Here is a 25,845-nt window from a genome sequence, read left to right as displayed (position 1 = left end):
AAGAGGGATGTTGCGCTATAATGAATAAAAGAATTTGACCATGAGGCGGTAGTTAATATGGATTTTGTTCATCTACAAGTACGTAGTGGATATAGTCTGATGAGAAGCACAAATACAATAGAAAAGTTAGTGGCAACAGCAAAGGAGCAAGGCTTCACATCTTTAGCTCTTACAGATGAGGGGGTCATGTACGGAGCGGTATCCTTTTACCAAACGTGTATCAGATATGGGATTAAACCCATTATAGGTTTGACCGTCCCTGTATTTTACGAAGGTGGTACAGAAAAACTTGTATTGCTAGCTAAATCAAATCGAGGGTATGAAAAATTAGTAGCGTTGAGCAGCTACCTTCAAATGAGTGAACAAGGTGGTTTAGACCGAAGCGAGATAAATGCTTATACAGGAGACTGTATTGGAATATTACCTTTATATGAATCTTCCCTCCATCCATTCATTCTTCAAAATGAAGGGCATCGGTTAAGTGAATCTTTGCATAATTGGAAGAAGGACTTTAAAGATGGCGATTTCTACATAGGAGTAGAGGATCATGGCTTAGAAGAAGAACGCCACCTTCACGTAGCTCTAGAAGAAGTGATGCCAGAAGGAGTTCCGATGGTTGCGTTACAAGATGTGTGGTATTTAAATGAGGAAGATGTGTATGCCTATGACTGTTTACAATCTATTCGTTCAAATACCAAATGGGATGGAGAGCCCTCATCTGATCAAAAGCATCATCACTTTAGGTCTTCTAAAGAGATGCACAACCTTTTTGGTGAGTGGAAGCCTGAACTCCTTACCCAAACGAAGAACATAGCCGACCGCTGCAATATTTCGTTATCGTTTGATCGAATGATGCTTCCAAGCTACCCTGTTCCGACAGAGGAGACATCTGATCAGTATTTAAGATCTCTTTGTGAACAAGGGCTGGGACACCGATATGGTGACCCTTCAAAAGAAGTCAGGAAACGACTGGATTATGAACTGAGTGTAATTGAGTCGATGCAGTTTAGTGATTACTTTTTAATTGTTTGGGACTTTATGGCATATGCACGCAAAGAAAAAATCATGACAGGACCAGGAAGGGGTTCAGCAGCTGGTTCTCTAGTGGCTTATTTATTATATATAACAGATGTCGACCCAATTAAATATGATTTGTTATTCGAACGTTTCTTAAACCCTGATCGTGTCACTATGCCAGATATTGATATCGACTTCTCTGATGTAAGACGGGATGAAGTCATCCAATATGTAGCCGAGAAATACGGGGCAGAACATGTTGCTCAAATTATAACGTTCGGGACATTTGGACCTCGCTCTGTTATTAGAGAACTTATTAAAACTATGGGGATCGATCAACAAGAAGCCGCCTATTTAATGAAGTTCATCCCTCAACAATCTTCAGGTTCTGTCGTTGAGATTGTTCAGGATTCTAAAGAATTAAAAGAATATATTCAAGGGTCAGATAAGTTGAAGCGGCTATTTAGAATTGCAACAAGGCTTGAAGGGCTCCCTCGTCATGCATCGACCCACGCAGCAGGTGTAGTGATTAGTCAGAAGCCTCTTATGAAGAATGTACCTTTGACAAGTGGTCACGATGGTGTCCCTCTTACACAGTTTGCTATGAATGAATTAGAAGCAATCGGGTTATTAAAAATGGACTTCCTTGGTCTTAGAAACTTAAGTCTCATTGAACGAATGACTGAATCGATTAAGAAGAAGGAGTCAATCAGTGTAACGTTTGATTCCTATTCAGACCCGGCTACATTCTCTCTCCTTCGAAACGGAAAAACAACGGGTGTTTTTCAGCTAGAATCAAAAGGAATGCGTGATGTTCTAGAGCGATTACAGCCTTCCCATTTCGAGGATATTGTAGCTGTAAACGCCCTTTATCGGCCAGGCCCAATGGAATTTATTCAGACCTATATTAACCGGAAGCATGGAAAAGAAGAGGTGACGTACCCTCATCCAGATTTACAACCGATTCTGCATAAGACCTATGGAGTTCTAGTTTATCAAGAGCAAATTATGCAGATTGCTCATAAGATGGCAGGTTTCTCTTTGGGGCAAGCGGACATTCTACGACGTGCTGTTAGCAAAAAGAAAGAACAAGCCATTTTAGAACAAAAGAATGCTTTTATTAAAGGATGTACGTCCAATGGGTATACAACAGATGTAGCAGAAGAGATGTTTCAATGGATCATTAGCTTCTCAAACTACGGCTTTAACCGCAGTCATGCCGTAGCGTATAGTGTAATATCCTATCAGCTGGCATTTTTGAAAGCTCATTATCCAGCCTATTTCATGGCAGAGTTGATGAGCTCTGTTTCTAGTGATCGAATTCAATCTTATGTCAATGAGGCAAGAGAGCTGTCTGTGCCGATTCTATCTCCTTCTGTTAATAGAAGCTTTGGGAAGTATACAGTTGAATACGGATCAATACGTATTGGTCTTGGTAGTATTAAAGGAGTAGGGAGAAATGTTTTAAAGGAGATTATCCAGGCTCGTAAAGAGAAGCCCTTCAAACATTTATTCGACTTCTGCAGACGGGTGTCACTGACAGTCGTCAATCGTCCCGTAATTGAGTCTCTTATTCTGGCAGGTTGTTTTGATGATACAAATAGTAACCGAGCCTCTTTGTTAGCTAGCGTTGACCATGCTATGGAACAAGGTGAACTATTCAGCGAAACGAATGAACAGGAATCCTTTTTTATGGAGGAAATTGAACTTGGACCTTCCTATATTGAAGTAGAACCTTTCTCAAAAATGAAGCAGCTGGGGATGGAACGAGAAGTGTTAGGCATGTATATTTCTTCCCATCCTTTAGCTTCCTATCGGGAGCAATTGAGGGAGAACGGTTTCTTATCGCTTCGTGAAGCGAGTAAAGCAGCTCGTAAAAAGCAACTGAAAGCAAGTGTAGTCATACAAGAATTAAAAGTGATTCGCACAAAACGAGGCGATCCCATGGCCTTTTTAACGCTAGGGGATGAGCAAACGGAGATGGAAGCGGTCGTGTTCCCAGATCTATTTAGAGAAGTGCGTCAGTGGCTTGATGAGGAGCTTATCGTTTTTATAGTAGGGAGGATGGAAGAAAGGAATGGAAAACTTCAGTGGATCCTGGAGCAAATTGGGCCTTTCAAGGAAGAAGAATTGGTGGAATCTTCAGCAGATAGCCGAAGGTTGTTCGTGAAAATTCAAGATGAGAAAGATTCAACCCTAAAAAAGGTCAAGGAGATTGCGACTCAGTATCCAGGGAAAGTTCCGATCATTGTTCATTACCCGGTTCGAAAAGAGACCTATCAGTTAGGGGTCTCGTATGCCATCGAACCAAAACGAGAAGCTATCAAACTTTTAGAGGAAGAATTAGGTAGGGCAAATGTTGTGTTGAAATAGCGCCTTTTGCGCTTTTCGTGTCTAGCTCCGGCTCCTAGCCCCTAGCGTCATAAGCAATCTAACTCCAGTGGCCTTCTGCCACTTTTGTTAGCTTGCTTATGCGTACGGGACTGAACAGTCGCCTGTGCTTTTCTTGTCTAGCTCCGGCGGGTAAGGGCTAGCGAGATAAGCAACCTACCTGCAGTGGCTAATCGCCACTTCCGGCAGTTTGCTTATCCGGCCCCACACGACGTGGGGTCGTTCGAAGTTGTCACAGGATGTGACGGTCTTAGTCGAGCTTCCTCTATTCGACCCGCCTGTGCTTTTCGTGTCTAGCTCCAGGGGCTAGGGCCTAGCGAGATAAGCAATCTATCTGCAGTGGCTAATCGCCACTTCCGATAGCTTGCTTATCCGGCCCCACACGACGTGGGGTCGTTCGACGTTGTCACAGGATGTGACGGTCTTAGTCGAACTTCCTCTATTGTTTGCAAGCCGCTTGTGCTTTTCGTGTCTAGCTCCGGCGGGTAAGGGCTAGCGAGATAAGCAACCTACCTGCAGTGGCTAATCGCCACTTCCGGCAGTTTGCTTATCCGTACGCCCTTGGTCGACCCGCCTGCGCTTTTCCTCTTTACACAACATAGCCATTTGTTATAATGAAGTAGGTTAGTGGTCAGACCACTTTGTGAAGGTTTTTACAATACGTTTTTTTACAAAGAAGGAGCGGGTTTTGGTGACGAATTTACGTGAAGAGGCACTTCATATGCACCGAGTTCATAAAGGGAAGCTTGCGACGCATTCTAAGGTTCCTGTTAAAAATAAAAATGATTTAAGTTTAGCTTACTCTCCAGGGGTGGCTGAGCCTTGTAAGGAGATCTATGACCAGAAGGAAGCGGTCTATGATTATACGATGAAAGGGAATATGGTAGCTGTTGTTAGTGACGGTTCTGCTGTGCTTGGTTTGGGCAATATTGGAGCAGAAGCTTCTTTGCCAGTTATGGAAGGAAAAGCGGCGTTATTTAAGAGTTTCGCAGGTGTTGATGCGTTCCCAATTTGCCTGGGAACGAATGATGTGGATCAAATTGTACAGACTGTTAAATTAATGGAACCAACCTTTGGCGGAGTGAATCTTGAAGATATTGCTGCTCCGAACTGTTTCATTATAGAAGAACGTTTAAAGAAGGAAACGAATATTCCTATTTTTCACGATGATCAACATGGTACAGCGATTGTGACTGTTGCTGGATTAATGAACGCATTGAAGCTATCAGGCAAGAAATGGTCTGATATTAAAGTAGTGGCAAACGGTGCTGGTGCTGCTGGTATTGCGATTATTAAGCTCCTTTACCATTTCGGTGTTCGTGATATTATCATGTGTGATTCAAAAGGGGCCATTTTTGAAGGACGCAGTTATGGGATGAACGATGTTAAAGATGAGATTGCTAAGATGACAAATAAAGATCGCATAGAAGGCGAGCTTTCTGATGTTATGCAAGGAGCAGATGTTTTCGTAGGGGTATCTGTAGGAGGGTTACTTTCTAAGGAAATGGTTGAGAATATGAATGATGACCCAATTATATTCGCCATGGCAAATCCAGAACCTGAAATTATGCCAGAAGATGCAAAGAATGCTGGGGCAAGCGTTATTGGGACAGGCCGCTCTGATTTCCCGAATCAGGTAAACAATGTTTTAGCATTCCCTGGTATCTTCCGTGGAGCTCTTGATGTACGAGCTACTAGAATTAATGAGAAAATGAAGATTGCTGCAGCGGAAGCAATTGCTTCTTTAGTAAGTGAAGAAGAACTACACGCAGACTACGTTATTCCTGCTCCATTCGATACAAGAGTAGCCCCTGCTGTAGCAGCGGCTGTAGCTAAAGCTGCTATGGAGTCGGGTGTAGCTCGTCATCAGGTTGACCCTGAAGAAGTCGCAGAGAAAACGCGTCAGCTTGCTTTAATTGATGAAGATAATGAATAGGTTTCGAAGTACGCAATCTCTTATAGGATTATGATCAAAGGAGTGAGCCTGATCCGTGACAATACCATCTAAATCTAAAGTGTACGAAGAGGTATTGAAGGAAATCAGACGCTTAATCGATCTAAATAAACTCTCACCAGGAGATAAGCTTCCATCAGAACGAGAACTCTCAGAACAGTTGGGCGCTGGACGCTCTTCTGTTCGAGAGGCTCTCCGTGCGATGGAGCTTTTAGGTTTAATTGAAACGAGAAGGGGAGAGGGGACATTCTTAAGTTCTTATCGCCCTTATCATATGGTTGAGATCTTGTCTGCTTTTATACTTCAAGAAGCGAAAACGAAAGAGAATTTAAAGTCGACGAAACAATTAATTGAGAAAGAAGCTTCTAAAATTGCTATGCACCATTTAAGTGACCAGGATTTTCAAACATTAGAAGAGCATGTACGGCTATTTGAATCTGGCTCTGAAACGTTTCATTATGACTTTTTTTATACGATATTTGACGTTGGGGAAAACCAACTATTACTTAAAATATGGCGCTTAATGGAAGAGTTTTCGCGTACATTCCACAAACCCGTTTACGATATAGATTTATATAAAGCACTTATTGATGCCCTTCAAGCCAAGGACGACAAACGGATAGAAATACTCTGTGCACAACTCTATCAGGAGAAAATGTCGAAATGATCAAGACAAAATTCTACAACACTTTTTAAAAATTTTCGTTAAAGTGAAAAGGTAGACAGGCTTTATATGTCCTAAAGGAGGAATCACCTTGCTTAAAGATTTTTTTAGCAAGAAGAAAAAGTACGCATCCATACCTCGGGAAGAAGCAAAGCAAGAGATCCCCGAAGGATTGATGCAAAAATGTCCTAATTGTCATAAAATCTTTTACCGTAAAGAATTAAAAAAGAATTTGAATGTCTGCCCAAATTGTTCTTTCCATCATCAAATGACAGCGAGAGAACGAATTGATAGTTTGTTTGATGAACATACTTTCGAAGAATGGGATCAAAATATCATAACCGAAAACCCACTAGGCTTCCCGGATTACCTAGAGAAGGTAGAGAAAGACCGTGAGAAAACAGGTCTGAACGAAGCTGTAGTGACGGGTAAAGGTAAAATGCAGGGATTTGAAACGGCTTTTGCTGTCATGGACTCTCGCTTTCGTATGGGAAGTATGGGGTCTGTTGTGGGGGAAAAAATCGCTCGAGCGATTGAAAAAGCGAAAGAGCAAAAGATTCCATTTATTATATTTACAGCCAGTGGTGGTGCTCGGATGCAAGAAGGTGTTTTAAGCCTGATGCAAATGACGAAAACCTCTATAGCTATTAAACGATTCAGTGAAGCGGGAGGTCTAATGATCTCTGTAATGACCCATCCTACAACAGGTGGTGTTTCAGCAAGCTTTGCTTCAATTGGAGATTATAACTTTGCAGAACCTGGCGCTTTAATTGGGTTTGCGGGCCGTAGAATTATTGAACAAACGATTCGGGAGGAACTTCCTGAAGACTTTCAAACAGCAGAATTTCTTTTAAAGCATGGTCATCTGGACCAGGTGATTGAGCGTCAAGATATGAAAGAAGTTCTAACTACTCTATTGGACATTCATGAAGGAGGTGCCCAGCCATCGTGAAACAGGTTTTAGAGTTTGAGAAACCAGTTATGGAACTGAGGGAAAAGATTGCAGAATTAAAAAAATTCACAGCAGAAAGCGACATGGATTTAACTTCTGAAATTGAAACCTTAGAACAACGTTTAGTGAAGCTAGAAGAAGACGTTTATGGAAACATGAAGCCCTGGGATCGCGTACAAATGGCTCGGCACGCAGAGCGTCCGACGACATTAGACTATGTGAAAGAATTGTTTACTCATTTCTTGGAATTTCATGGCGATCGTTTATATGGTGATGATGAAGCAATTGTATCTGGTGTGGCAAAGTATAAGGGCAAACCTGTCACAGTAATTGGACACCAACGCGGAAAAGATACAAAAGAAAACATCAGACGTAATTTCGGTATGCCGCATCCAGAAGGGTACCGGAAAGCTTTGCGTCATATGAAGCAAGCAGAGAAGTTTAATCGTCCAATCATTTGTTTTATTGACACGAAGGGCGCTTACCCTGGTAAAGCAGCTGAAGAGAGAGGGCAAAGCGAAGCCATCGCGCGAAATTTGATGGAAATGGCCGGCTTAAGAGTACCGATTATTTGTATCGTTATTGGCGAGGGCGGAAGTGGCGGAGCCCTTGCGCTAGGAGTTGGCGATCGGATTCATATGCTTGAAAACTCAACTTACTCAGTGATCTCTCCAGAAGGCGCCGCTGCTCTTCTTTGGAAAGACTCGGGCTTAGCTCAAAAAGCTGCAGAAACGATGATGATTACGTCTTATGATCTAAAGAAGCTCCAAGTGATTGACGATATTATCCCTGAACTTAAAGGTGGAGCCCATCGTGATGTAGCTCTTCAAGCAACAGAGATTGATCATGTTCTGAATCAGTCTTTACAAGAGCTTTATGATTTACCGAAAGAGGAATTACTTGAGAAGAGATGGGAAAAATATAAGCAGATTGGAGACTACTCAACGTTGTAGTCTTTCTGTAGGATGGGGGTGTCTGATGAGGCGTAACTTCTTAGGTAACGTTACAGTCTTAACTGGAAAGGCACCCCTTTTCATATTCCAAAAGCTTCTCTTTTGGCCATGATCGACAAATTTCATGAAGCATGGTAAAGTAAGTTCTTGTCTACTGACTTATACACATGGCTATTCGCTTATTGTATAAGTGGTGAGGTGGAATATTCCTCAATATTTTGAACTAAATTTAGTTTTTATGCCCTTCTTTACGTAAAAAGGGTTTTAGATATATGATACATATGGGAATACTATTTTCAGAAGATTCCTGATGTTGAAACTTTTATTCAAGGTAGGTTTATGGTTGTCAAACGAGCGGTTTAGCAGTATCTTTGAATAGGGAGAAAGCTACACACGTTTCGACAATATATGAATCATACTTACTACATTCAGTGCTATTAAAACATTGATCGTTATACGAGGTGATTACAATGAAAAAAATAGGTGTGTTAACTAGTGGGGGAGATGCTCCCGGAATGAACGCTGCGATACGTTCAGTTGTTCGTAAAAGTATCTACCATGGTATCGAAGTTTATGGAATTTACTATGGATATCAAGGGCTAATTGACGGTAATATCGAAAAAATGGAATTAGGTTCAGTTGGTGATATTATTCAACGGGGTGGTACGATGCTTTATACCGCTCGTTGTGATGACTTCAAAACACCAGAAGGCCGTCAAAAAGGTATTGACCAGTTAAAGAAACACGGTATTGAAGGGTTAGTTGTCATTGGCGGTGACGGCTCATTTATGGGTGCTAAGAAACTTACAGAAGCAGGTTACCCATGTATTGGTGTGCCTGGTACAATTGACAACGATATTCCTGCTACTGATTTTACAATTGGTTTTGATACAGCTCTAAATACTGTAATTGAGGCCATTGATAAAATTCGTGACACTGCTACATCACATGAGCGTACTTATGTTATTGAAGTAATGGGAAGAGACGCTGGTGACATTGCTCTTTGGGCTGGATTAGCAGATGGAGCTGAAAGTATTATTATCCCTGAAGTGGATGATAACTTTGAAGATATTGTCGAACGTTTAAAACGTGGCCATGAACGTGGCAAGAAACACAGTATTATCTTAGTAGCTGAAGGTGTTGGATCAGGCTTTGATTATGGTCAACGCATCAAAGATGCAACTGATCTTGAAACACGAGTTACGGTTCTTGGACACACTCAACGCGGTGGATCACCAACAGCGTATGATCGTGTGTTAGCAAGTCGTTTAGGAGCTAAAGCTGTTGATCTTCTTATTGAAGGAAAAGCTGGACGAATGGTTGGGATTCAGAACAATAAGCTAGTTGATCATGACATCATCGAAGCTCTAAACACGAAACATGAACTTGATTTAGACATGTATAAGCTATCTCAGGAATTATCAATATAGAAATATCCTCGAGGGCTGTGGGAACGATCTCAGTTTGAACGATAAAATGAAGACTTTTGAGGAGGACCATTGCAATGAAAAAGAAAACAAAAATTGTATGTACAATTGGACCAGCGTCTGAGAGCGTTGAACAATTAACAGAGCTTATGAATTCAGGAATGAACGTGGCACGTCTTAACTTCTCTCACGGAGATTTCGATGAGCACGGAGCTCGTATAAAAAGCATCCGTGAAGCTGCAAAGCAAACAGGAAATACGGTAGCCATTCTTTTAGATACAAAAGGACCGGAAATCCGTACTGGCAAACTTAAAGAGGGCGAGATCCACCTTGAGAAAGGTTCTGAAATCAATGTATCAATGGATGAAGAGCTTGAAGGTGACGAAAATCGTTTTGCTGTAACGTACCCTGGACTAATCGACGATGTTCACGTTGGAGGAAAAATTCTTCTAGATGATGGATTAGTTGAATTAGAAGTACTTGAAGTATTAAAAGAGCAAAATGAGATTCGTACTCGTATCCTAAACTCTGGCCCACTTAAGAACAAAAAAGGCGTAAACGTTCCAAACGTTAGTGTAAGCTTGCCTGGTATTACAGATAAAGACGCAGCTGACATTATCTTTGGTATCGAACAGGGCGTAGACTTTATCGCGGCATCTTTCGTTCGTCGTGCATCAGATGTTCTTGAAATCCGTGAACTACTAGAAAAACATGACGCTAATCACATTCAAATCATACCAAAGATTGAAAACCAAGAAGGCGTAGACAATATCAAAGAAATTCTAGAAGTCAGTGACGGCCTGATGGTTGCACGTGGTGACCTAGGTGTAGAAATTCCTGCAGAAGAGGTACCTCTTGTTCAGAAAGAACTAATCCGTCAATGTAATACAGCTGGTAAGCCAGTAATCACTGCTACACAAATGCTTGATTCTATGCAACGTAATCCACGTCCTACACGCGCAGAAGCAAGTGACGTAGCTAACGCGATTTTTGATGGCACAGATGCAATCATGCTTAGTGGCGAAACAGCTGCAGGTAGCTACCCAGTAGAAGCTGTAACGACAATGAATAATATTGCGTTACGTGCTGAATCTGCAATTGATCATCAAATGATCTTAAGTAATCTGTCTCGTACAAGCGATATGACTATTACTGACGCTATTAGTCAATCTGTTACTCATACAGCAATGAACTTAAATGTGGCGGCCATTCTAACTCCAACAGAAAGTGGCTACACGGCTAAAATGATCTCTAAATATCGTCCAAAAGCTCCGCTTGTAGCTGTTACTTCTGATGAGCGCGTACAGCGCATGCTTTCTCTTGTGTGGGGAGTTCATGCTGTATTAGGCGACCGTTCTGAGTCTACAGACGACATGCTTACTAAAGCAATCGATAACGGTCTTAAGACTGGGGCGTTCAACCGTGGTGACCGCGTAATTATTACAGCAGGTGTACCAGTTGGCGAAAGTGGTACAACAAACCTTATGAAAGTTCACGTAGTAGGTGATGTTGTAACAAAAGGTCAAGGAATTGGAAAGAAATCTGCTTTCGGTAAAGTAGTTGTTGCGAAAACAGCAGAAGAAGCAAACAGCAAAGTGGAAGAAGGAGACATTCTTGTTACAATCGGTACAGACAAAGAAATGATGCCTGCAATTGAAAAAGCAAGCGGTCTTGTTACTCAAGAAGGCGGACTTACTTCTCACGCAGCTGTAGTAGGCTTAAGCCTAGGAATTCCAGTTATCGTTGGAGTTTCAGATGCGACTACGATTGTAAGCGATGGAGATGAAATTACAATTGATTCTGCGCGCGGCGACATCTATCAAGGTCATGCTAGCGTACTATAAGATTGAACTATAGAGACCCGGGTTTCCTGGGTCTCTTTTTTGTGATTGTACCAACTATTATTATTGGATATCGGCTTCTAAGATCGATATGAAGAATGAGGATGTTAGGAATACAATAGGTTTTCATGTATAATAAAGATAAAGTTTAAGTTCTAGGTGAAAGGGAGATTTTTGTGTTTCGATGGCTTTTACTATTTATATTAGTTGTACCTGCACTTGAGATTGGTGTCCTGGTCTGGGCTGGCAATCTTGTTGGGCCTTGGTGGGTCATCCTTCTTATTATTGCTACAGGCATACTTGGTGCGTTCCTAGCCAAAAAGCAAGGGATGGAAACGCTCAATCGAGCAAGAGATAACGTTCAAAGAGGTATAGTTCCACAGGAAGAGATCTTTGATGGAATCTGTATATTAATTGGTGCTGTTGTGTTATTTACTCCAGGTTTTATAACGGATGCAGTAGGCTTTACTCTCCTTCTCCCAATCACTCGTACACCATTGAAACGCTCATTGCAAAAAGCTGTGAAGCGCATGATGGAGAATGGGACGATTACAATCTTCAGAAGATAAAGAATGAATGAGAATTTAATAGATATGTTAAAAAGTCCAGGGGCTGACTCTGGACTTTTTGTCATTCTATATACTTCAAACTAGGAAGAGGTCGTTTTCCCGATTATATAAGCCCATATTTCCTTAAAAACCCCGCTTTGATGCAAGGTGTTTAACATGACAAGTGAGACAGGACCTATAATCAATCCTAAGAATCCAAAAAGTTGAAAACCTACAAATAAAGCCATCAATGTTGCTAGGGGATCTAAGCCGATATTTGTAGATAAAACTTTTGGCTCCATCATTTGTCGCTGTACAATGACAATGGTGTATAAGATAGATAAACCGATGGTTAAGAAGTAATTACCAGTGAAGAACATATATACGATCCATGGAACAAATACAAAACCTGTACCCAAATAAGGTAACAGATCAACCGCGCCCGTTAATATGGCTATTGTTACCGCATATTCTACGCGTAGAATAAGAAGGCCGATGAGCACGATGAAGGCTGTAATAGATATGAGTGTGAATTGAGCTTTAATAAAGCCCAATAGAGCTTTTTGGAGGCCGCTAAAGACACTAGCGCTTGATTCTGCTACTTTAGAAGGTGTGAGTTTTTTAATTCGTATGGAAAGCTTATACCAGTCCTTGCTGATAAAGAAAGTTCCGAGCAAAGAAAAAATTAATACAGTAGCAAAGTTAGGTAGTTTTTTTAGGTAAGATGGAATTGCATTTAATACATCACCAAGCAATTCTGCCCCACTTTGAGCGATGTTGGCTCCGACGTTTTGGATTTGTAGGATGATCTCTTGTTGTTGGGATGCGTCTAATGTATTCATGATAGAAGTTATTCTTTCGTATAACGGAACAATCTTGTAAGTCAGAAGATTTTCAAGATATGAAATTAAAGTTCTGAAATGTTCTGGAAGTTGCATTCCTAAATAAGTAAAACCATCAATAAGTTCAACGACAAGAAGTGTTATGACACCAATGATCGCTCCTAACAAAAGCATGATAGCAATAAAGACTGCTAAGCTTCTAGGAGCATGGGTTTTGTTCTCTAAAATATTAACTAAAGGATTAATCAAATAGGCAATGGTCAAAGCAATAATAAAAGGGTAGAGATACGTCCATAATAATATTGTTGTAAAAACACTTGCGGCCACTATAATCCCAACTAGCATACTTCTTATAATACGTGATAGTAAAAGCCAAGCATGGTCCTTGTCCATTTCTTTCACTTGCCTCCTTTAAAGTAAATTACATCTGACTGTTTATTTACAAACGGGACTCTTTGTTCAATTCAATAGGGGTGTGGTAAGATTACATTTGGTTTTTGCTGAAAAGTAATTTTGGAGGGGAACAAATGGTTATATCACAGTCTACTATTTTCTTACTTATATTATTCTTATTAGGACTCATTGGAAAAAATCAATCTATAATGATTGCGGTATATGTATTAGCTGGGTTGAAGCTGTTTAAATTAGATGAAAAAGTATTCCCATTCTTTGAATCAAAAGGAATGAGCATCGGGGTTACGATTATTACCATTTCTGTTTTAATCCCTATTGCCACAGGAGAAATCGGATTTAAAGAGCTTGCTGAGAGTGTAAAGTCCTATTATGCGTGGATCTGTTTAGGGGCAGGTATGTTTGTCGCTTTTGTAGCCCGTGATGGTTTAAGTTTACTCGCTAGTGACCCGCAATTAACTACCGCGTTAATTATCGGAACGATTCTTGCTGTCGTTTTCTTCAATGGTGTGGCTGTGGGACCACTCATCGGTGCCGGTATAGCCTATATGGCTATGAAATTGGTTGATAGCATTGTTAAATTATTCTAATAAATAGCATCATTCAGGAAGTTCTTGTACACCAAGAACTTCCTTTTTTAAGTTAAATGACGTTGTAATGCTTTGTTAGGATTTTTTGTTTCACACGATTAAAAAAGTAGAAATATAAGGAAAATAGATGTTTTAACCATCTGATATAGAGGAATTGTTACCATATCCGTTGTAGATTTTTTCAGAAAATTAAACGGTTTCATTTCACAAAAATCTGATATTTGTTTATAATTGTTTATGGGGATGATATCCTGAAAATTTTTTAATAAATATGTTAAGCGTTTTCTCGGGTTTACATAGAGAACGTATACGGGGAAAAATTAGGGAAAAAGGAGAGAGTATCAATGGCAGCTACTAAAGGTTTAGAAGGGATTATTGCAACGGAATCCTCTATTAGTTCAATTATTGATGATCAGCTTACCTATGTGGGGTATAACATTGATGATTTAGCTCAAAACTCTAGTTTCGAAGAGGTTATTTATCTTCTTTGGAATAAGCAGTTACCGACTAAGAGTGAGCTAGATCAGTTTAAGGGTGAGTTAAATAGAGAGATGGCGATTCCTCAATCCGTAATCGACCATTTGAAATCATATGACCTGAAATCGGTTCATCCTATGGCAGCATTGCGCACAGCTGTTTCTATTTTAGGTTTAAATGATGAAGAGTCAGATGTGATGGAAGAGAACGCGAATAAGCGTAAAGCGATCCGCATACAGGCTAAAATGCCAGCAGTCGTCACCGCTTTTGCTCGCATCAGAAGAGGACAAGAGCCTGTGCAGCCTAAAGAAGGCTTAAGCTTTGCGGCGAACTTCTTGTACATGCTAAATGGTGAAGAGCCAAAAGATTTGGAAATTGAAGCGATCAATAAAGCACTTGTACTTCATGCTGACCATGAGTTAAACGCTTCTACCTTTACAGCTCGTGTATGTGTAGCGACACTTTCAGATATTTATAGCGGTATGACAGCAGCGATTGGTGCTTTAAAAGGCCCGCTACACGGTGGAGCGAATGAACGCGTGATGAAAATGTTAACAGAGATTGGCGACGAAGATCGTGCAATCGATGCTATTAAAGAGAAACTTGAAAATAAAGAAAAGATTATGGGTATGGGGCACCGCGTGTATGAGAATGGGGATCCACGTGCGAAACACCTAAAAGAAATGTCCCGCGAACTTACTGAACTTACAGGTAATTCTAAGTGGTATAACATGTCTGTGAAAATCGAAGATTATATTAAAGAGAACAAAGGGCTTCCGGCAAACGTAGATTTCTATTCAGCGTCTGTCTATCATAGTCTTGGAATTGATCATGACCTGTTCACGCCACTATTTGCTGTGAGTCGTACGTCAGGTTGGTTGGCACACATTTTAGAGCAGTATGAAGACAATCGCCTGATTCGTCCACGTGCTGATTACACAGGTCCAACTGGGCAAACGTATACAGCAATTGAAAATCGCTAATCTATGAAATTAGCATTAAGGGCGGGCTTAGAGAGGTTGTACTCATTTAAGTCTACCCTTTTGAATTTTTTATTCTTTGATTATAGAATTCCTGTGATATGATTATAGTGAGAATATTTGCAAAGATTTAGGAGGGGTTATCAGTGACACAAGCTGAAAAAATTACAGTAGAAAATGGCGAAATGAACGTACCAAACCATGCAATCATTCCATACATTGAAGGTGATGGAATCGGTCCAGACATTTGGGCTGCTGCGAGTAAGGTAATTGAAGCAGCTGTTCAAAAAGCATATGGCGACAGCAAATCAATCGAATGGAAAGAAGTTTACGCAGGTCAAAAAGCTTATGACAAGACTGGCGAATGGCTTCCTAAAGAAACGCTTGATACGATCCGTGATTACAAAATTGCGATTAAAGGTCCTCTTACAACACCAATTGGTGGAGGAATTCGTTCCTTAAACGTTGCTCTTCGTCAGGAGTTAGACTTGTTTACTTGTCTTCGCCCTGTACGTTGGTTTGAAGGTGTACCATCCCCTGTTAAGCGTCCACAAGATACGGATATGGCTATTTTCCGTGAAAATACGGAGGATATTTATGCAGGTATTGAGTGGCAAAAAGGAACGCCTGAAGCGAAAAAAGTAATTGATTTTCTACAGAATGAAATGGGCGTACATAATATTCGTTTCCCTGAAACGTCTGGAATTGGCGTTAAACCAGTTTCTGAAGAAGGAACTAAGCGTCTAGTACGTTCTGCGATTGAGTATGCTCTTCGCGAAGGTCGTCGTAATGTAACGCTTGTTCACAAAGGGAACATAATGAAGTTTACAGAAGGCGCATTTAAAGCATGGGGCTATGAAGTCGCTGAACAAGAATTTGGCGATAAAGTCTTCACTTGGAGACAATATGATGAGATTGTTGAGAAAGAAGGCAAAGAAGCTGCTAACAAGGTACAAGATGCGGCTGAGGCTGAAGGCAAAATCATTGTAAAAGATGCGATTGCTGATATCTTCTTACAGCAAATTTTAACTCGTCCAAAAGAGTTTGATGTTGTAGCAACAATGAATCTTAATGGTGATTACGTTTCTGATGCGCTTGCTGCACAAGTAGGTGGAATTGGAATTGCTCCAGGTGCGAACATTAACTTTGAAACAGGACATGCAATCTTTGAAGCTACACACGGAACGGCTCCAAAGTATGCAGGCATGGATAAAGTTAATCCATCTTCTGTTATCCTTTCTGGTGTACTTATGCTTGAACACCTTGAGTGGAGAGAAGCGGCAGATTTAATTACCAAATCCATGGATAAAACAATTGGTAATAAAACAGTGACATACGACTTTGCTCGTATGATGGATGGTGCTACTGAAGTGAAGTGTTCTGAATTCGGTGATGCACTTATCAAAAACATGGACTAATCTAAGTATTGGAAGGGGATTAATATGGCCATTCAAAGAAGGAAAGTATCCGTTATTGGTGCTGGCTTCACTGGAGCAACAACAGCCCTTATGATCGCGCAGAAAGAGCTGGCAGATGTAGTGCTTGTAGATGTGCCTGATATGGAAAAACCAACTCAAGGAAAAGCGTTGGATATGCTAGAGGCTAGCCCTGTACAAGGCTTTGATGCTGATATTAAAGGGACTTCTAACTATGAAGATACTGCTGGTTCAGATCTTGTTATTATCACTGCTGGAATTGCTCGTAAACCAGGGATGAGCCGTGATGATTTAGTAGCTACTAACTCAAAAATCATGAAGAGTGTAACGAAAGAAATTGTACACCATTCTCCTGAAACGACGATTCTCGTGTTAACAAACCCAGTCGATGCCATGACGTATTCTGTCTTTAAAGAGTCCGGTTTCCCTAAACACCGTGTCATTGGACAGAGTGGTGTTTTAGATACAGCGCGTTTCCGTACATTCATTGCACAAGAGCTAAATTTATCAGTAAAAGATATTACAGGCTTTGTGCTCGGCGGACACGGAGATGATATGGTACCACTGATCCGCTATTCCTATGCAGGTGGTATTCCCTTAGAGAAGTTAATTTCGTCAGACCGTCTTGAAGAAATTGTGGAACGTACCCGCAAAGGTGGCGGAGAAATCGTTGGGCTATTAGGGAATGGAAGTGCTTATTATGCACCTGCAGCTTCCCTGACAGAAATGGCAGAAGCCATTCTGAAAGACCAGCGCCGTGTATTACCTGCCATTGCCTATCTTGAAGGAGAATACGGCTACAAAGATATCTATCTTGGTGTGCCAACAATCCTTGGTGGGGATGGGATCGAAGAGATTATTGAACTTGACTTAACAGATGATGAAAAAGCTCAGTTAGACCAATCTGCTGACTCTGTTAAAAAAGTCATGGAAGTAGTACAATAAAAGAAGCATTACGAAAAGCTGCCCTCATTAAAGGGCAGCTTTTCTATAAACATATAAGAAAACGCTTACATTTTGGAGGTGGAAATATTGCTTGGTAAACGAAGAAAGCTAGGTAAAAAAATAGGAGATGTAACGGTAGGAGAAGAGTATTCAAAAACGATGTCGATTGAAGATAAAGATATTCTACTTTACTTGGGTTTAACAAATGACGCCAATCCTTTGTATATTCAACATGATTATGCTTCTCAGACTCCTTATAAGCGCCCTCTAGTTCCATCAGTTATGCTATACGGTATGGTGTCTTCTCTTGTTTCCTCTCACTTACCTGGACCAGGAAGTCATATTACAGAGCAAGTGCTCCAATACCCAACGCCTTTACACCACTACTCAGAAGTCACCCTTACGATCAAGGTTTTAGAAGTGAACAATGCTCAACATCATATAAGTCTTTCTGTAAATGGAATGAATGAAGCGGGAGAAGAAGTCATCACTGGAACGGTTCAAGTCACACCAGCATACGAACCAGAATCCATGACAGCTCGCTCATTAGAAAATTTCTATTGATATCATTCTCAACAAGCCCCTTCCTAACAAGAAGGGGCTTTTTAGTTCGCTCCGTGGTCTCGTCGACCTCTTTCTCCTGCAGGAGTCCCCCCGTTCCCCAGACACCCCTTGCTATGTAATGTACGAACGGCCACGTTGCTTGGGCGTTTGCTCATGCCTAATTGAATCTACATGTCTCTTGTTTCCGTATCTCTCAATATAGAAAAGGTGGGCCTGGAAACTGCGAGACTCCCGTGGGCAGAAGAGCATAGGTGAGGAGGCTCACCAGCTCCCCACAGGAAAGCGAGTGGTTTCCAGGCCCACCTTACACTCAATTAAAGCAAACGGAAACATCCTCTCAACTTCGAATATTCCATATAATCTGGATTATATGGAATAAAATAGCGTAAGTATAAATGGATAACAATGACTATTCGGTAGAAGAGATGTAAATTTAATGGAAGTAGGGTAAAGTAATTGTTAAGTTCTTGTAAAGAAACCCGTGAACCTTACAAATATTCTTTTATTAAAACTGCCGTTCATTGTATGATGAAGATAGAAAAAGATGCAGAGGTGGATACGAGATGGCTCAAAATATATTAATTGTGGATGATGAAGAATCCATTGTAACGTTATTAAAATACAACATTGAACAATCTGGATTTGAAACAGAAGTAGCTTATACTGGTGCAGATGCACTTGAAAAAGCTAATGAACAGTTCTTTGACCTTATTGTTCTAGATGTCATGCTTCCTGAAATGGATGGAATGGAAGTTTGTAAGCAACTCAGACAGAAACAAGTACAGACGCCGATACTTATGTTAACCGCTAAAGATGATGAGTTTGATAAAGTTCTTGGTCTCGAATTAGGGGCTGATGACTATTTAACGAAGCCTTTTAGTCCTAGAGAAGTTGTAGCACGAATTAAAGCAATTTTAAGACGATCCACTATTCGAGAGTCTGTTGACCTTGAAGGAGATCTTATTCAAATTGCCGATTTAAGAGTGTTCCCAGAGCAATATGAGGCAACAATTAAGGGTGAATCTCTTGTTCTGACCCCAAAGGAATTTGAGCTTTTACTTTATTTGACCAAAAATAAAGGTCGTGTCCTCTCTCGTGACCAACTGCTTAGTGCCGTTTGGAATTATGATTTTGTTGGAGATACACGTATTGTTGATGTTCATATCAGTCACTTAAGGGAGAAAATTGAACCTGATACGAAGAAACCGGTATATATTAAAACAATAAGAGGTCTTGGTTACAAGATGGAGGACCCTTCTAGAGATGCGTAACAAATATGGTTCAAGGCCATTTTTAACCTATTCCATACTAGCAATTCTTCTAATGCTAGGTCTTGGATTGGTTTTGGCCCAATTAACAAAAAATTTCTTCGTTGATGTAATAGAAGAACGAGTTGAGAATGAAGCCGTATACTTAACAGAGTTTGTTGAAGATGCTTCCGATTTAAGTACTCTTGAAGACCTTAGCAAGCAGTTAGATATTGGATTAATCTATCTATCAGAAAAGCAAACACTCTTAAATACCACGCAACAGGTTCTTCAATTAACCCCAGGGGAAGCGGAAACTGTAAATTCTTATATGAACACTCATCAAGAAGGTTTCAGTACTACTCACAAAGGCTTTTTAGAGGAGCATATGTTCTTTTATCCCTTTGAGGCGGATAACAGCGCTTTGAGTGGACAACTTGTGCTTGTGCTTCGTATTGATTCGTTAACTCACATAACGAGCAACATATGGGTGCTTATAGGGATTACCTTGTTTGTTGGAATTCTCATCATGGCAACCCTTGGACGTAATATCTTTGAGAAATATATTAAACCAATACGTTCAGCTTCAAATGTAGCCGATGAATTAGCCAGAGGCAATTACAGGGCTAGGACCTATGAAGGGAATTACGGAGAGGCGGCTATATTAACCTCTTCTATTAATGTGTTAGCACGTAACCTTCAAGAGATGACCATGCATCAAGAGATGCAAAAAGATCGATTAGAAGCGGTTATTAACAACATGGGAAATGGGCTGATGTTAATTGACGAGAAAGGATACGTTAATCTCGTTAACCGTGCCTTTTTAGAACATTTTGGAGGTCAGGAACAGCAATATTTAGGTCGTGTGTATTATGAAGCCGTAGCTGAGGTTGAGATTCATAAATCTGTAAAAGAAGTATTTATGACAGAAGACAAAGTAAGGCATTCGTTTATCTTACCCCTTCAAATTGAGAGAAGATTCCTTGAGGTATTGGGCGCACCAATCTTCAATGAAGCTAATCAGTGGAAAGGCGTAGTACTTGTTTTTCATGATATAACAGAGTTAAAGAATTTAGAGCAAATGCGTAAAGACTTTGTGGCGAATGTGTCTCATGAATTGAAAACACCAATTACATCAATTAGAGGGTTCTCAGAAACTCTTCTAGATGGGGCGATGTCAGATGAGGGGCTACGCGAACAGTTTATAACAATCATTCTAAATGAAAGTGAGAGACTTCAATCTCTAATCCACGATCTTTTAGAACTATCGAAGTTAGAGAAGGAAGAGTTTACTTTAAATATCGAACACATTTCGGTTCCATCTTTAGTAAAAGATATCATTCCGATTGTTGAGCAACAAGCAAATCAAAAGGGTATTGAGCTAGAGCAAACAATTGATACTGAAGGTTATATTGATGGAGATTCTGCCCGTTTAAAGCAAGTAGTGATTAATTTAGTAACGAACGCTATCAATTACACCCCAAATGGCGGCACTATAAAGCTCGATTTAAAGAACCAACAGGACTCCTTTATGATCTCTGTTACGGATAGTGGAATTGGCATTCCAAAAGAAGATGTCCCTCGAATATTTGAACGTTTCTATCGTGTTGACAAAGCTCGAAGCCGCAACTCAGGTGGGACAGGGCTTGGTTTAGCTATTGTCAAACACATCGTAGAAGCACATGATGGAAACATTGAAGTAGAAAGTGAATATCAGAAAGGAACAGCCTTTCATATTACATTGCCTAAAAAATTTACGAAACGTTAACATTAAGTTAATTAAATGCAAATAATTCCTTGATATAGTTCTCTATGAAACCCTTTCATCCAAGGTGTTTTCTTACTTGACGGAGGTCAACCCGCCTCCGTCTTTTTTTATGCCTTTTTTTATCTCACCCTCCTTTGGAATCCATTTATTTGAAACTTTTTAGCTATTTAGTCGTAAATAATTTGTAAAGAAAATGAAATAGGGGGAGAGATACGGGTGACTCTAAAACAAATTTATACTTGGATTGCTATAGGGGTAGCGGCAATCATTCTAGTTGTAGTCGGGATTACAAGTTGGTATACAGTCGACGAATCAGAACAAGCAGTTATCCTTACGTTTGGTAACGCTGACGAGAGCATAACAGAGCCTGGGCTGCATTTTAAAATGCCTTGGCCAGTACAAGAAGTAGAGAAGCTCTCAAAAGAAACATTTAGTTTGAACTTTGGGTACTCACAAGATGATAAAAGCAATAAAAAACAAGTGCAAATGATTACAGGGGATGAAAACATTGTTCTAGCTGATCTAGTAGTTCAGTGGAAGATTGTAGACCCAGCCAAATATTTGTACCAATCTCAAGATCCTGAACTAGCGTTAAATAACGCTACTTCTGCATCCTTAAGAAGTGTAATTGGAACTTCAGAAATTGATGAAGCGCTAACATCAGGTAAAGCAGAAATAGAAAATGAAGTGCGTGAAATGCTAATAGGGTTAGTTGAAAATTATAATATCGGGATATCCGTCAGTGATGTGAAGCTTCAGGAAGTAGATCTTCCAGATGCAGAAGTGCGGACAGCTTTCACAAAGGTAACTGATGCCCGCGAAACTAGTAATACGAAGCGTAATGAAGCAGAGAAATATAGAAATGAAAAATACGAAGAAGCTCTGGGTGAAAAAGATGCGATTATAACGCGTGCAGAAGGGGATAAAGTTGCTCGGATTGAGCAAGCCAAAGGGGATGTAGCAAAGTTCAATGCTTTATATGAAGCTTATAGTAAATCTCCTGATATTACGAGAGAGCGATTAGTTATTGAAACGTTAGAAGATGTCCTGCCAAAGGCTAATATTTATATCATGAATGATGATGGAAATACGCTTAAGTACTTACCAATCGGACAACAACAAGCACCTCAGCCTGCTCCGACACAAGGAGGTTCAAACGACGATGAGTGATGAGAACGTAATAGAGACAGGGAACGAAACAAACTCTAACTATATAAAGCGTATGATTAAAATAGGCTTAAGCTTACTGATACTAGTCTTGTTGCTAGTTGTATTTATAAGTAGTGTGATGATTGTTAAAGAAGGGGAGTATAAAGTTGTTCGTCAATTCGGTGAGATTGTAAGAATTGAAAAAGAGCCAGGTCTGAAATTTAAAGTTCCGCTTATTCAAAACGCGAGTACCCTTCCAAAAAAGAAGATGGTTTATGATGTTAATGAGAAGGAGATCAACACGCTTGATAAAAAGAGAATGATTATTGACAACTACGCGATCTGGCATATTGTTGATCCGGATAAGATGATCAACAATGCAAGAACGATGATAGGGGCTGAAGCTCGGATGGGGGAATTTATCTTTTCAGTCATCCGTACAGAGCTTGGTCAAATGAACTATGAAGAAATAATAAACGATGAGCAGTCATCTAGAGGAGATTTGCACAAACGAATTACTGAGAGAGTGAATCAACTGCTAGCACGTGATGAGTTCGGTATTCGGGTGGATGATGTGCGCATTAAGAGAACGGATTTACCGGATGAGAACGAAAAAACGGTTTTTCGTAACATGATTTCAGAACGAGAGTCAAAAGCTCAGGAATACTTATCTAAAGGGGAAGCTGCGAAAAATCGTATTATAGCTCAAACAGATAGAGAAGTAACAGAAATGCTTTCAAAAGCTGAAGCTGAAGCGGCCTCTATTCGAGCTGAAGGAGAACAAGAAGCGGCTAAAGTATACAATGAATCATTTTCAAAGGATGAGTCCTTTTATCAATTGTATCGTACATTAGAATCCTATAAGAAAACGATTGATGGAGAAACAACGATCATTCTTCCACAAGATTCTCCGTATGCACGAAGTTTAACTGGCTATTTTGATTAATAAAAAGGCGACTTTTTCCTTCTATTATGGAACATGATAGAATAAAGGAAACAAGTCGCCTTTTCTCATGGAAAAGGTATGCTAATGAACGAAGGAGTGGAAAACATGACAAATAAACTGGTTCTTATTGATGGAAACAGTATAGCGTACCGAGCTTTTTTTGCTCTGCCGTTATTAAATAATGATAAAGGTGTACATACAAACGCCGTATACGGATTTACTACGATGTTATTGAAGATCTTAGAAGAAGAGAACCCATCTCATATGCTTGTGGCATTTGATGCAGGGAAAACGACCTTTCGTCATAAGACATATGAAGAATACAAAGGAGGTCGCCAAAAGACTCCTCCTGAGCTTTCAGAGCAGTTCTCCCTTTTAAGAGAGTTGTTAGATAACTTCCAGATTAAACATTACGAGCTTAATCAATATGAAGCGGATGATATTATCGGAACTTTTGCCAGAAAAGGTGAGCAAGAGAACTTTGAAGTTAAAGTCATTAGCGGTGACCGAGATTTACTGCAGTTAGTTTCAGATCAAGTCTCTGTCGCGTTAACGAAGAAAGGCATTACAAATGTAGAAACCTATACTCCTTCTTTCTTAGAAGAGAAAATGGAGGTTCGCGCTGATCAGATCATAGATCTAAAAGCGTTGATGGGAGATAGTTCAGATAATATCCCGGGGGTTCCAGGCGTCGGTGAGAAGACCGCTGTAAAATTACTAAAGCAGTTTGAGACATTGTCAAACGTCTATGAAGGTATCGAAGACGTGAGCGGGAAAAAGCTAAAGGAAAAGCTTGAAACTAATAAAGACAATGCCTTCATGAGTCAGCAATTAGTTACCATTAACGTTGAAACGCCTGTAGAGATTGGTCTTGAAGACGTGGTTTATAAAGGGTACGAATATCCAAAGGTTAGCGCGTTTTTCCGTGACCTTGGATTCCAATCTCTTATTAGCCGCATCGGAGGAGAAGAGGAGGCTGAACAAGTACAAGTTGCCCTTCCAGAATTAAAGGTCGAGGTGCTTGATGAGGTTACGGAAGAGCATGTGAACAACTCGTCAGCTCTCGTAGTAGAAATGCTTGGAGATAATTATCACACAGCCGATATCGAAGGGATTGGCTTAGTACATGAAAAAGGTACTTACTTTATACCTAAAGAAGTAGCATTAGGGTCGAGTGTGTTTAAAGCATGGGCTGAAGATCGTCAAAATAAAAAAGCTGTTTTTGACGCGAAGAAAACATTTGTAGCTCTTAAACGCCATGGCATAGAAGTTAGTGGGATTGACTTTGATATGTTGCTTGCATCTTACTTAACAAACCCAAGTGAAAACCATCATGATATACCGTCTATAAGTCATCGCATGGGGTATAAAGGAATTGCGTTTGATGAAGAAGTGTATGGTAAAGGTGCAAAGATGAAAGTTCCAGAAGAAGTGAATGATTTAGCAAGTCATGTAGCCCGCAAAGCGAACATGTTATTTGAGTTGAAGCCAGAGATGGAAGAACAATTAAAAGAAAATCAGCAATGGGAGTTGTATGATGAGTTAGAGATGCCACTTGCTCTAATACTAGGCGAAATGGAACATACGGGAGTTAAAGTTGACGTGGACCGTCTGAAAGAAATGGGTACAGAGCTTGAGGAACGACTTAATCAGCTTGAATCTGAAATTCACGAACTGGCTGGTGAATCCTTCAATTTGAATTCTCCTAAGCAACTTGGGCCCATACTGTTTGAGAAATTAGAACTTCCTGTCATTAAAAAAACGAAAACAGGTTACTCAACTTCAGCTGATGTTCTAGAGCAACTGAGTGATCAACATGAGATCATTCCTAAGCTCTTATTGTACCGTCAATTAGGTAAGTTGAATTCTACTTACATTGAAGGACTATTAAAGGTCGTTCATGAAGATGACATGATTCATACGCGCTTTAATCAAGCTCTAACTCAAACAGGTCGCTTAAGTTCAACAGAACCCAACTTGCAAAACATTCCGATCCGTCTTGAAGAGGGCAGAAAGATCAGACAAGCGTTCATCCCATCGAAAGAAGGATGGTATATTTTTGCGGCAGACTACTCTCAAATTGAACTGCGTGTATTGGCTCACATTGCTGCAGATGAAAAACTAATCAAAGCTTTCAATGAGAATGAGGACATTCACACTCAAACGGCTATGGATGTATTCCATGTGGAAAAAGATGAAGTAACGGATCAAATGAGAAGACAAGCCAAAGCGGTTAACTTCGGTATTGTATATGGGATTAGTGAATATGGGTTGTCTCAAAGTCTTGGGATTAGTCGGAAAGAAGCAAAGCAATTCATTGAGCGTTATTTAGATAGTTATCCTGGTGTGAAGGAATATATGGATGAAGTTGTACAGGAGGCAAAACAAAAAGGGTATGTTTCAACCCTCATGAACCGTAGACGCTATTTACCTGATATAACTAGTCGTAATTTCAATAGTAGAAGCTTCGCTGAACGAACGGCGATGAATACGCCAATTCAAGGTTCTGCAGCTGATATTATTAAGAAAGCAATGGTTGATTTACATCATCGCTTAGCCGAAGAAGATTTAGAAGCTACGGTTCTTTTGCAAGTGCATGATGAATTGATACTGGAGGCTCCTTGGGAAGAGTTAGAAAAGCTTGAAAGAATTGTTGCAGAGGTGATGCAAAATACCGTCAATCTAGATGTGCCACTTCTGGTTGATTCTGCCAAAGGATCAACTTGGTATGATGCTAAATAAA

Annotated in this window: 19 protein-coding genes; 18 read left to right on the top strand and 1 reads right to left on the bottom strand. The window is 40.2% G+C overall.

The features are described 5' to 3' along the window. Window positions 1-57: 57 nt before the first annotated feature. From dnaE to IEW76_RS12655, 8 genes are all read left to right on the top strand, one after another. On the top strand, window positions 58-3,390 hold the full coding sequence (dnaE, locus tag IEW76_RS12690; RefSeq protein ID WP_188654375.1) for a DNA polymerase III subunit alpha: 3,333 nt from the start codon (window positions 58-60) through the stop codon (window positions 3,388-3,390). A gap of 709 nt (window positions 3,391-4,099) precedes the next feature. After that, entirely contained in the window at window positions 4,100-5,344 is a 1,245-nt protein-coding gene (ystJ, locus tag IEW76_RS12685) for an NADP-dependent malic enzyme (RefSeq protein ID WP_188654373.1), read from the top strand. 55 nt (window positions 5,345-5,399) lie between these two features. Next, window positions 5,400-6,029, top strand: a complete 630-nt coding sequence (locus IEW76_RS12680) for a FadR/GntR family transcriptional regulator (protein ID WP_188654370.1) — start codon at window positions 5,400-5,402, stop codon at window positions 6,027-6,029. An 88-nt stretch (window positions 6,030-6,117) separates the two neighbouring features. After that, entirely contained in the window at window positions 6,118-6,978 is an 861-nt protein-coding gene (accD, locus tag IEW76_RS12675) for an acetyl-CoA carboxylase, carboxyltransferase subunit beta (protein WP_188654368.1), read from the top strand. Next, window positions 6,975-7,931: an acetyl-CoA carboxylase carboxyl transferase subunit alpha gene (gene accA, locus IEW76_RS12670; RefSeq protein WP_188654365.1), complete on the top strand. Its 957-nt coding sequence runs from the start codon at window positions 6,975-6,977 to the stop codon at window positions 7,929-7,931. Before accD ends, accA begins: the two co-directional genes overlap by 4 nt. Before the next feature lie 470 nt (window positions 7,932-8,401). Beyond that, complete coding sequence (gene pfkA / locus IEW76_RS12665) at window positions 8,402-9,361, top strand: 6-phosphofructokinase (protein ID WP_188654363.1); 960 nt, start codon at window positions 8,402-8,404, stop codon at window positions 9,359-9,361. Between the two features lie 74 nt (window positions 9,362-9,435). Beyond that, window positions 9,436-11,202, top strand: a complete 1,767-nt coding sequence (gene pyk, locus IEW76_RS12660) for a pyruvate kinase (protein ID WP_188654361.1) — start codon at window positions 9,436-9,438, stop codon at window positions 11,200-11,202. 173 nt (window positions 11,203-11,375) lie between these two features. Next, window positions 11,376-11,768, top strand: a complete 393-nt coding sequence (locus tag IEW76_RS12655) for an FxsA family protein (RefSeq protein WP_188654359.1) — start codon at window positions 11,376-11,378, stop codon at window positions 11,766-11,768. Between the two features lie 80 nt (window positions 11,769-11,848). Here IEW76_RS12655 and ytvI read toward each other — a convergent pair whose 3' ends face one another. After that, a complete protein-coding gene (gene ytvI, locus IEW76_RS12650; protein WP_188654357.1) occupies window positions 11,849-12,982 on the bottom strand; it encodes a sporulation integral membrane protein YtvI in 1,134 nt (377 codons plus the stop codon). 134 nt (window positions 12,983-13,116) lie between these two features. Here ytvI and IEW76_RS12645 point away from each other — a divergent pair, with 134 nt between their 5' ends. The 10 genes from IEW76_RS12645 (at window position 13,117) to polA (ending at window position 25,844) form a co-directional block, all read left to right on the top strand. After that, window positions 13,117-13,590 carry a DUF441 domain-containing protein gene (locus IEW76_RS12645; RefSeq protein ID WP_188654355.1) on the top strand — a complete coding sequence of 158 codons (474 nt, stop codon included), beginning with the start codon at window positions 13,117-13,119 and terminating at the stop codon, window positions 13,588-13,590. Window positions 13,591-13,934: 344 nt separating this feature from the next. Further along, entirely contained in the window at window positions 13,935-15,050 is a 1,116-nt protein-coding gene (gene citZ / locus IEW76_RS12640; protein WP_188654353.1) for a citrate synthase, read from the top strand. A gap of 143 nt (window positions 15,051-15,193) precedes the next feature. Continuing rightward, window positions 15,194-16,465: an NADP-dependent isocitrate dehydrogenase gene (icd, locus tag IEW76_RS12635; protein WP_188654351.1), complete on the top strand. Its 1,272-nt coding sequence runs from the start codon at window positions 15,194-15,196 to the stop codon at window positions 16,463-16,465. A 24-nt stretch (window positions 16,466-16,489) separates the two neighbouring features. Continuing rightward, window positions 16,490-17,428: a malate dehydrogenase gene (gene mdh / locus IEW76_RS12630; protein WP_188654349.1), complete on the top strand. Its 939-nt coding sequence runs from the start codon at window positions 16,490-16,492 to the stop codon at window positions 17,426-17,428. A gap of 78 nt (window positions 17,429-17,506) precedes the next feature. Further along, a complete protein-coding gene (locus IEW76_RS12625; protein ID WP_308422073.1) occupies window positions 17,507-17,992 on the top strand; it encodes a MaoC/PaaZ C-terminal domain-containing protein in 486 nt (161 codons plus the stop codon). A 563-nt stretch (window positions 17,993-18,555) separates the two neighbouring features. Continuing rightward, window positions 18,556-19,263, top strand: coding sequence for a response regulator transcription factor (locus IEW76_RS12620; RefSeq protein WP_036784441.1), 708 nt, complete (start codon window positions 18,556-18,558; stop codon window positions 19,261-19,263). Beyond that, window positions 19,256-21,007 carry a two-component system histidine kinase PnpS gene (gene pnpS, locus IEW76_RS12615; RefSeq protein ID WP_188654345.1) on the top strand — a complete coding sequence of 584 codons (1,752 nt, stop codon included), beginning with the start codon at window positions 19,256-19,258 and terminating at the stop codon, window positions 21,005-21,007. Before IEW76_RS12620 ends, pnpS begins: the two co-directional genes overlap by 8 nt. Before the next feature lie 216 nt (window positions 21,008-21,223). Continuing rightward, window positions 21,224-22,177 carry an FtsH protease activity modulator HflK gene (hflK, locus tag IEW76_RS12610; RefSeq protein ID WP_188654343.1) on the top strand — a complete coding sequence of 318 codons (954 nt, stop codon included), beginning with the start codon at window positions 21,224-21,226 and terminating at the stop codon, window positions 22,175-22,177. Further along, the gene (gene hflC, locus IEW76_RS12605) at window positions 22,170-23,102 is read left to right on the top strand and encodes a protease modulator HflC (protein ID WP_188654341.1); all 933 of its coding nucleotides are present in this window, start codon (window positions 22,170-22,172) and stop codon (window positions 23,100-23,102) included. Before hflK ends, hflC begins: the two co-directional genes overlap by 8 nt. A gap of 105 nt (window positions 23,103-23,207) precedes the next feature. Further along, window positions 23,208-25,844 (top strand): DNA polymerase I, encoded by a 2,637-nt coding sequence (polA, locus tag IEW76_RS12600; RefSeq protein WP_188654339.1) that lies wholly within the window; start codon window positions 23,208-23,210, stop codon window positions 25,842-25,844. The last annotated feature ends 1 nt before the right edge of the window (window position 25,845 follow it).

The organism is Pontibacillus salipaludis, from assembly GCF_014642405.1.
In the GTDB taxonomy this organism is placed as follows: Bacteria; Bacillota; Bacilli; order Bacillales; family BH030062; genus Pontibacillus; species Pontibacillus salipaludis.
This window is presented reverse-complemented; position numbering and strand designations above follow the sequence as displayed.

Bases quoted from the DNA above. Each gene is read 5' to 3' on its own strand.
- IEW76_RS12620 (WP_036784441.1), top strand. From the start codon at position 18,556: ATGGCTCAAAATATATTAATTGTGGATGATGAAGAATCCATTGTAACG.
- pnpS (WP_188654345.1), top strand. From the start codon at position 19,256: ATGCGTAACAAATATGGTTCAAGGCCATTTTTAACCTATTCCATACTA.
- IEW76_RS12645 (WP_188654355.1), top strand. From the start codon at position 13,117: ATGGTTATATCACAGTCTACTATTTTCTTACTTATATTATTCTTATTA.
- pyk (WP_188654361.1), top strand. From the start codon at position 9,436: ATGAAAAAGAAAACAAAAATTGTATGTACAATTGGACCAGCGTCTGAG.
- citZ (WP_188654353.1), top strand. From the start codon at position 13,935: ATGGCAGCTACTAAAGGTTTAGAAGGGATTATTGCAACGGAATCCTCT.
- polA (WP_188654339.1), top strand. From the start codon at position 23,208: ATGACAAATAAACTGGTTCTTATTGATGGAAACAGTATAGCGTACCGA.
- hflC (WP_188654341.1), top strand. From the start codon at position 22,170: ATGAGTGATGAGAACGTAATAGAGACAGGGAACGAAACAAACTCTAAC.
- ytvI (WP_188654357.1), bottom strand. From the start codon at position 12,982: ATGGACAAGGACCATGCTTGGCTTTTACTATCACGTATTATAAGAAGT.
- mdh (WP_188654349.1), top strand. From the start codon at position 16,490: ATGGCCATTCAAAGAAGGAAAGTATCCGTTATTGGTGCTGGCTTCACT.
- pfkA (WP_188654363.1), top strand. From the start codon at position 8,402: ATGAAAAAAATAGGTGTGTTAACTAGTGGGGGAGATGCTCCCGGAATG.
- dnaE (WP_188654375.1), top strand. From the start codon at position 58: ATGGATTTTGTTCATCTACAAGTACGTAGTGGATATAGTCTGATGAGA.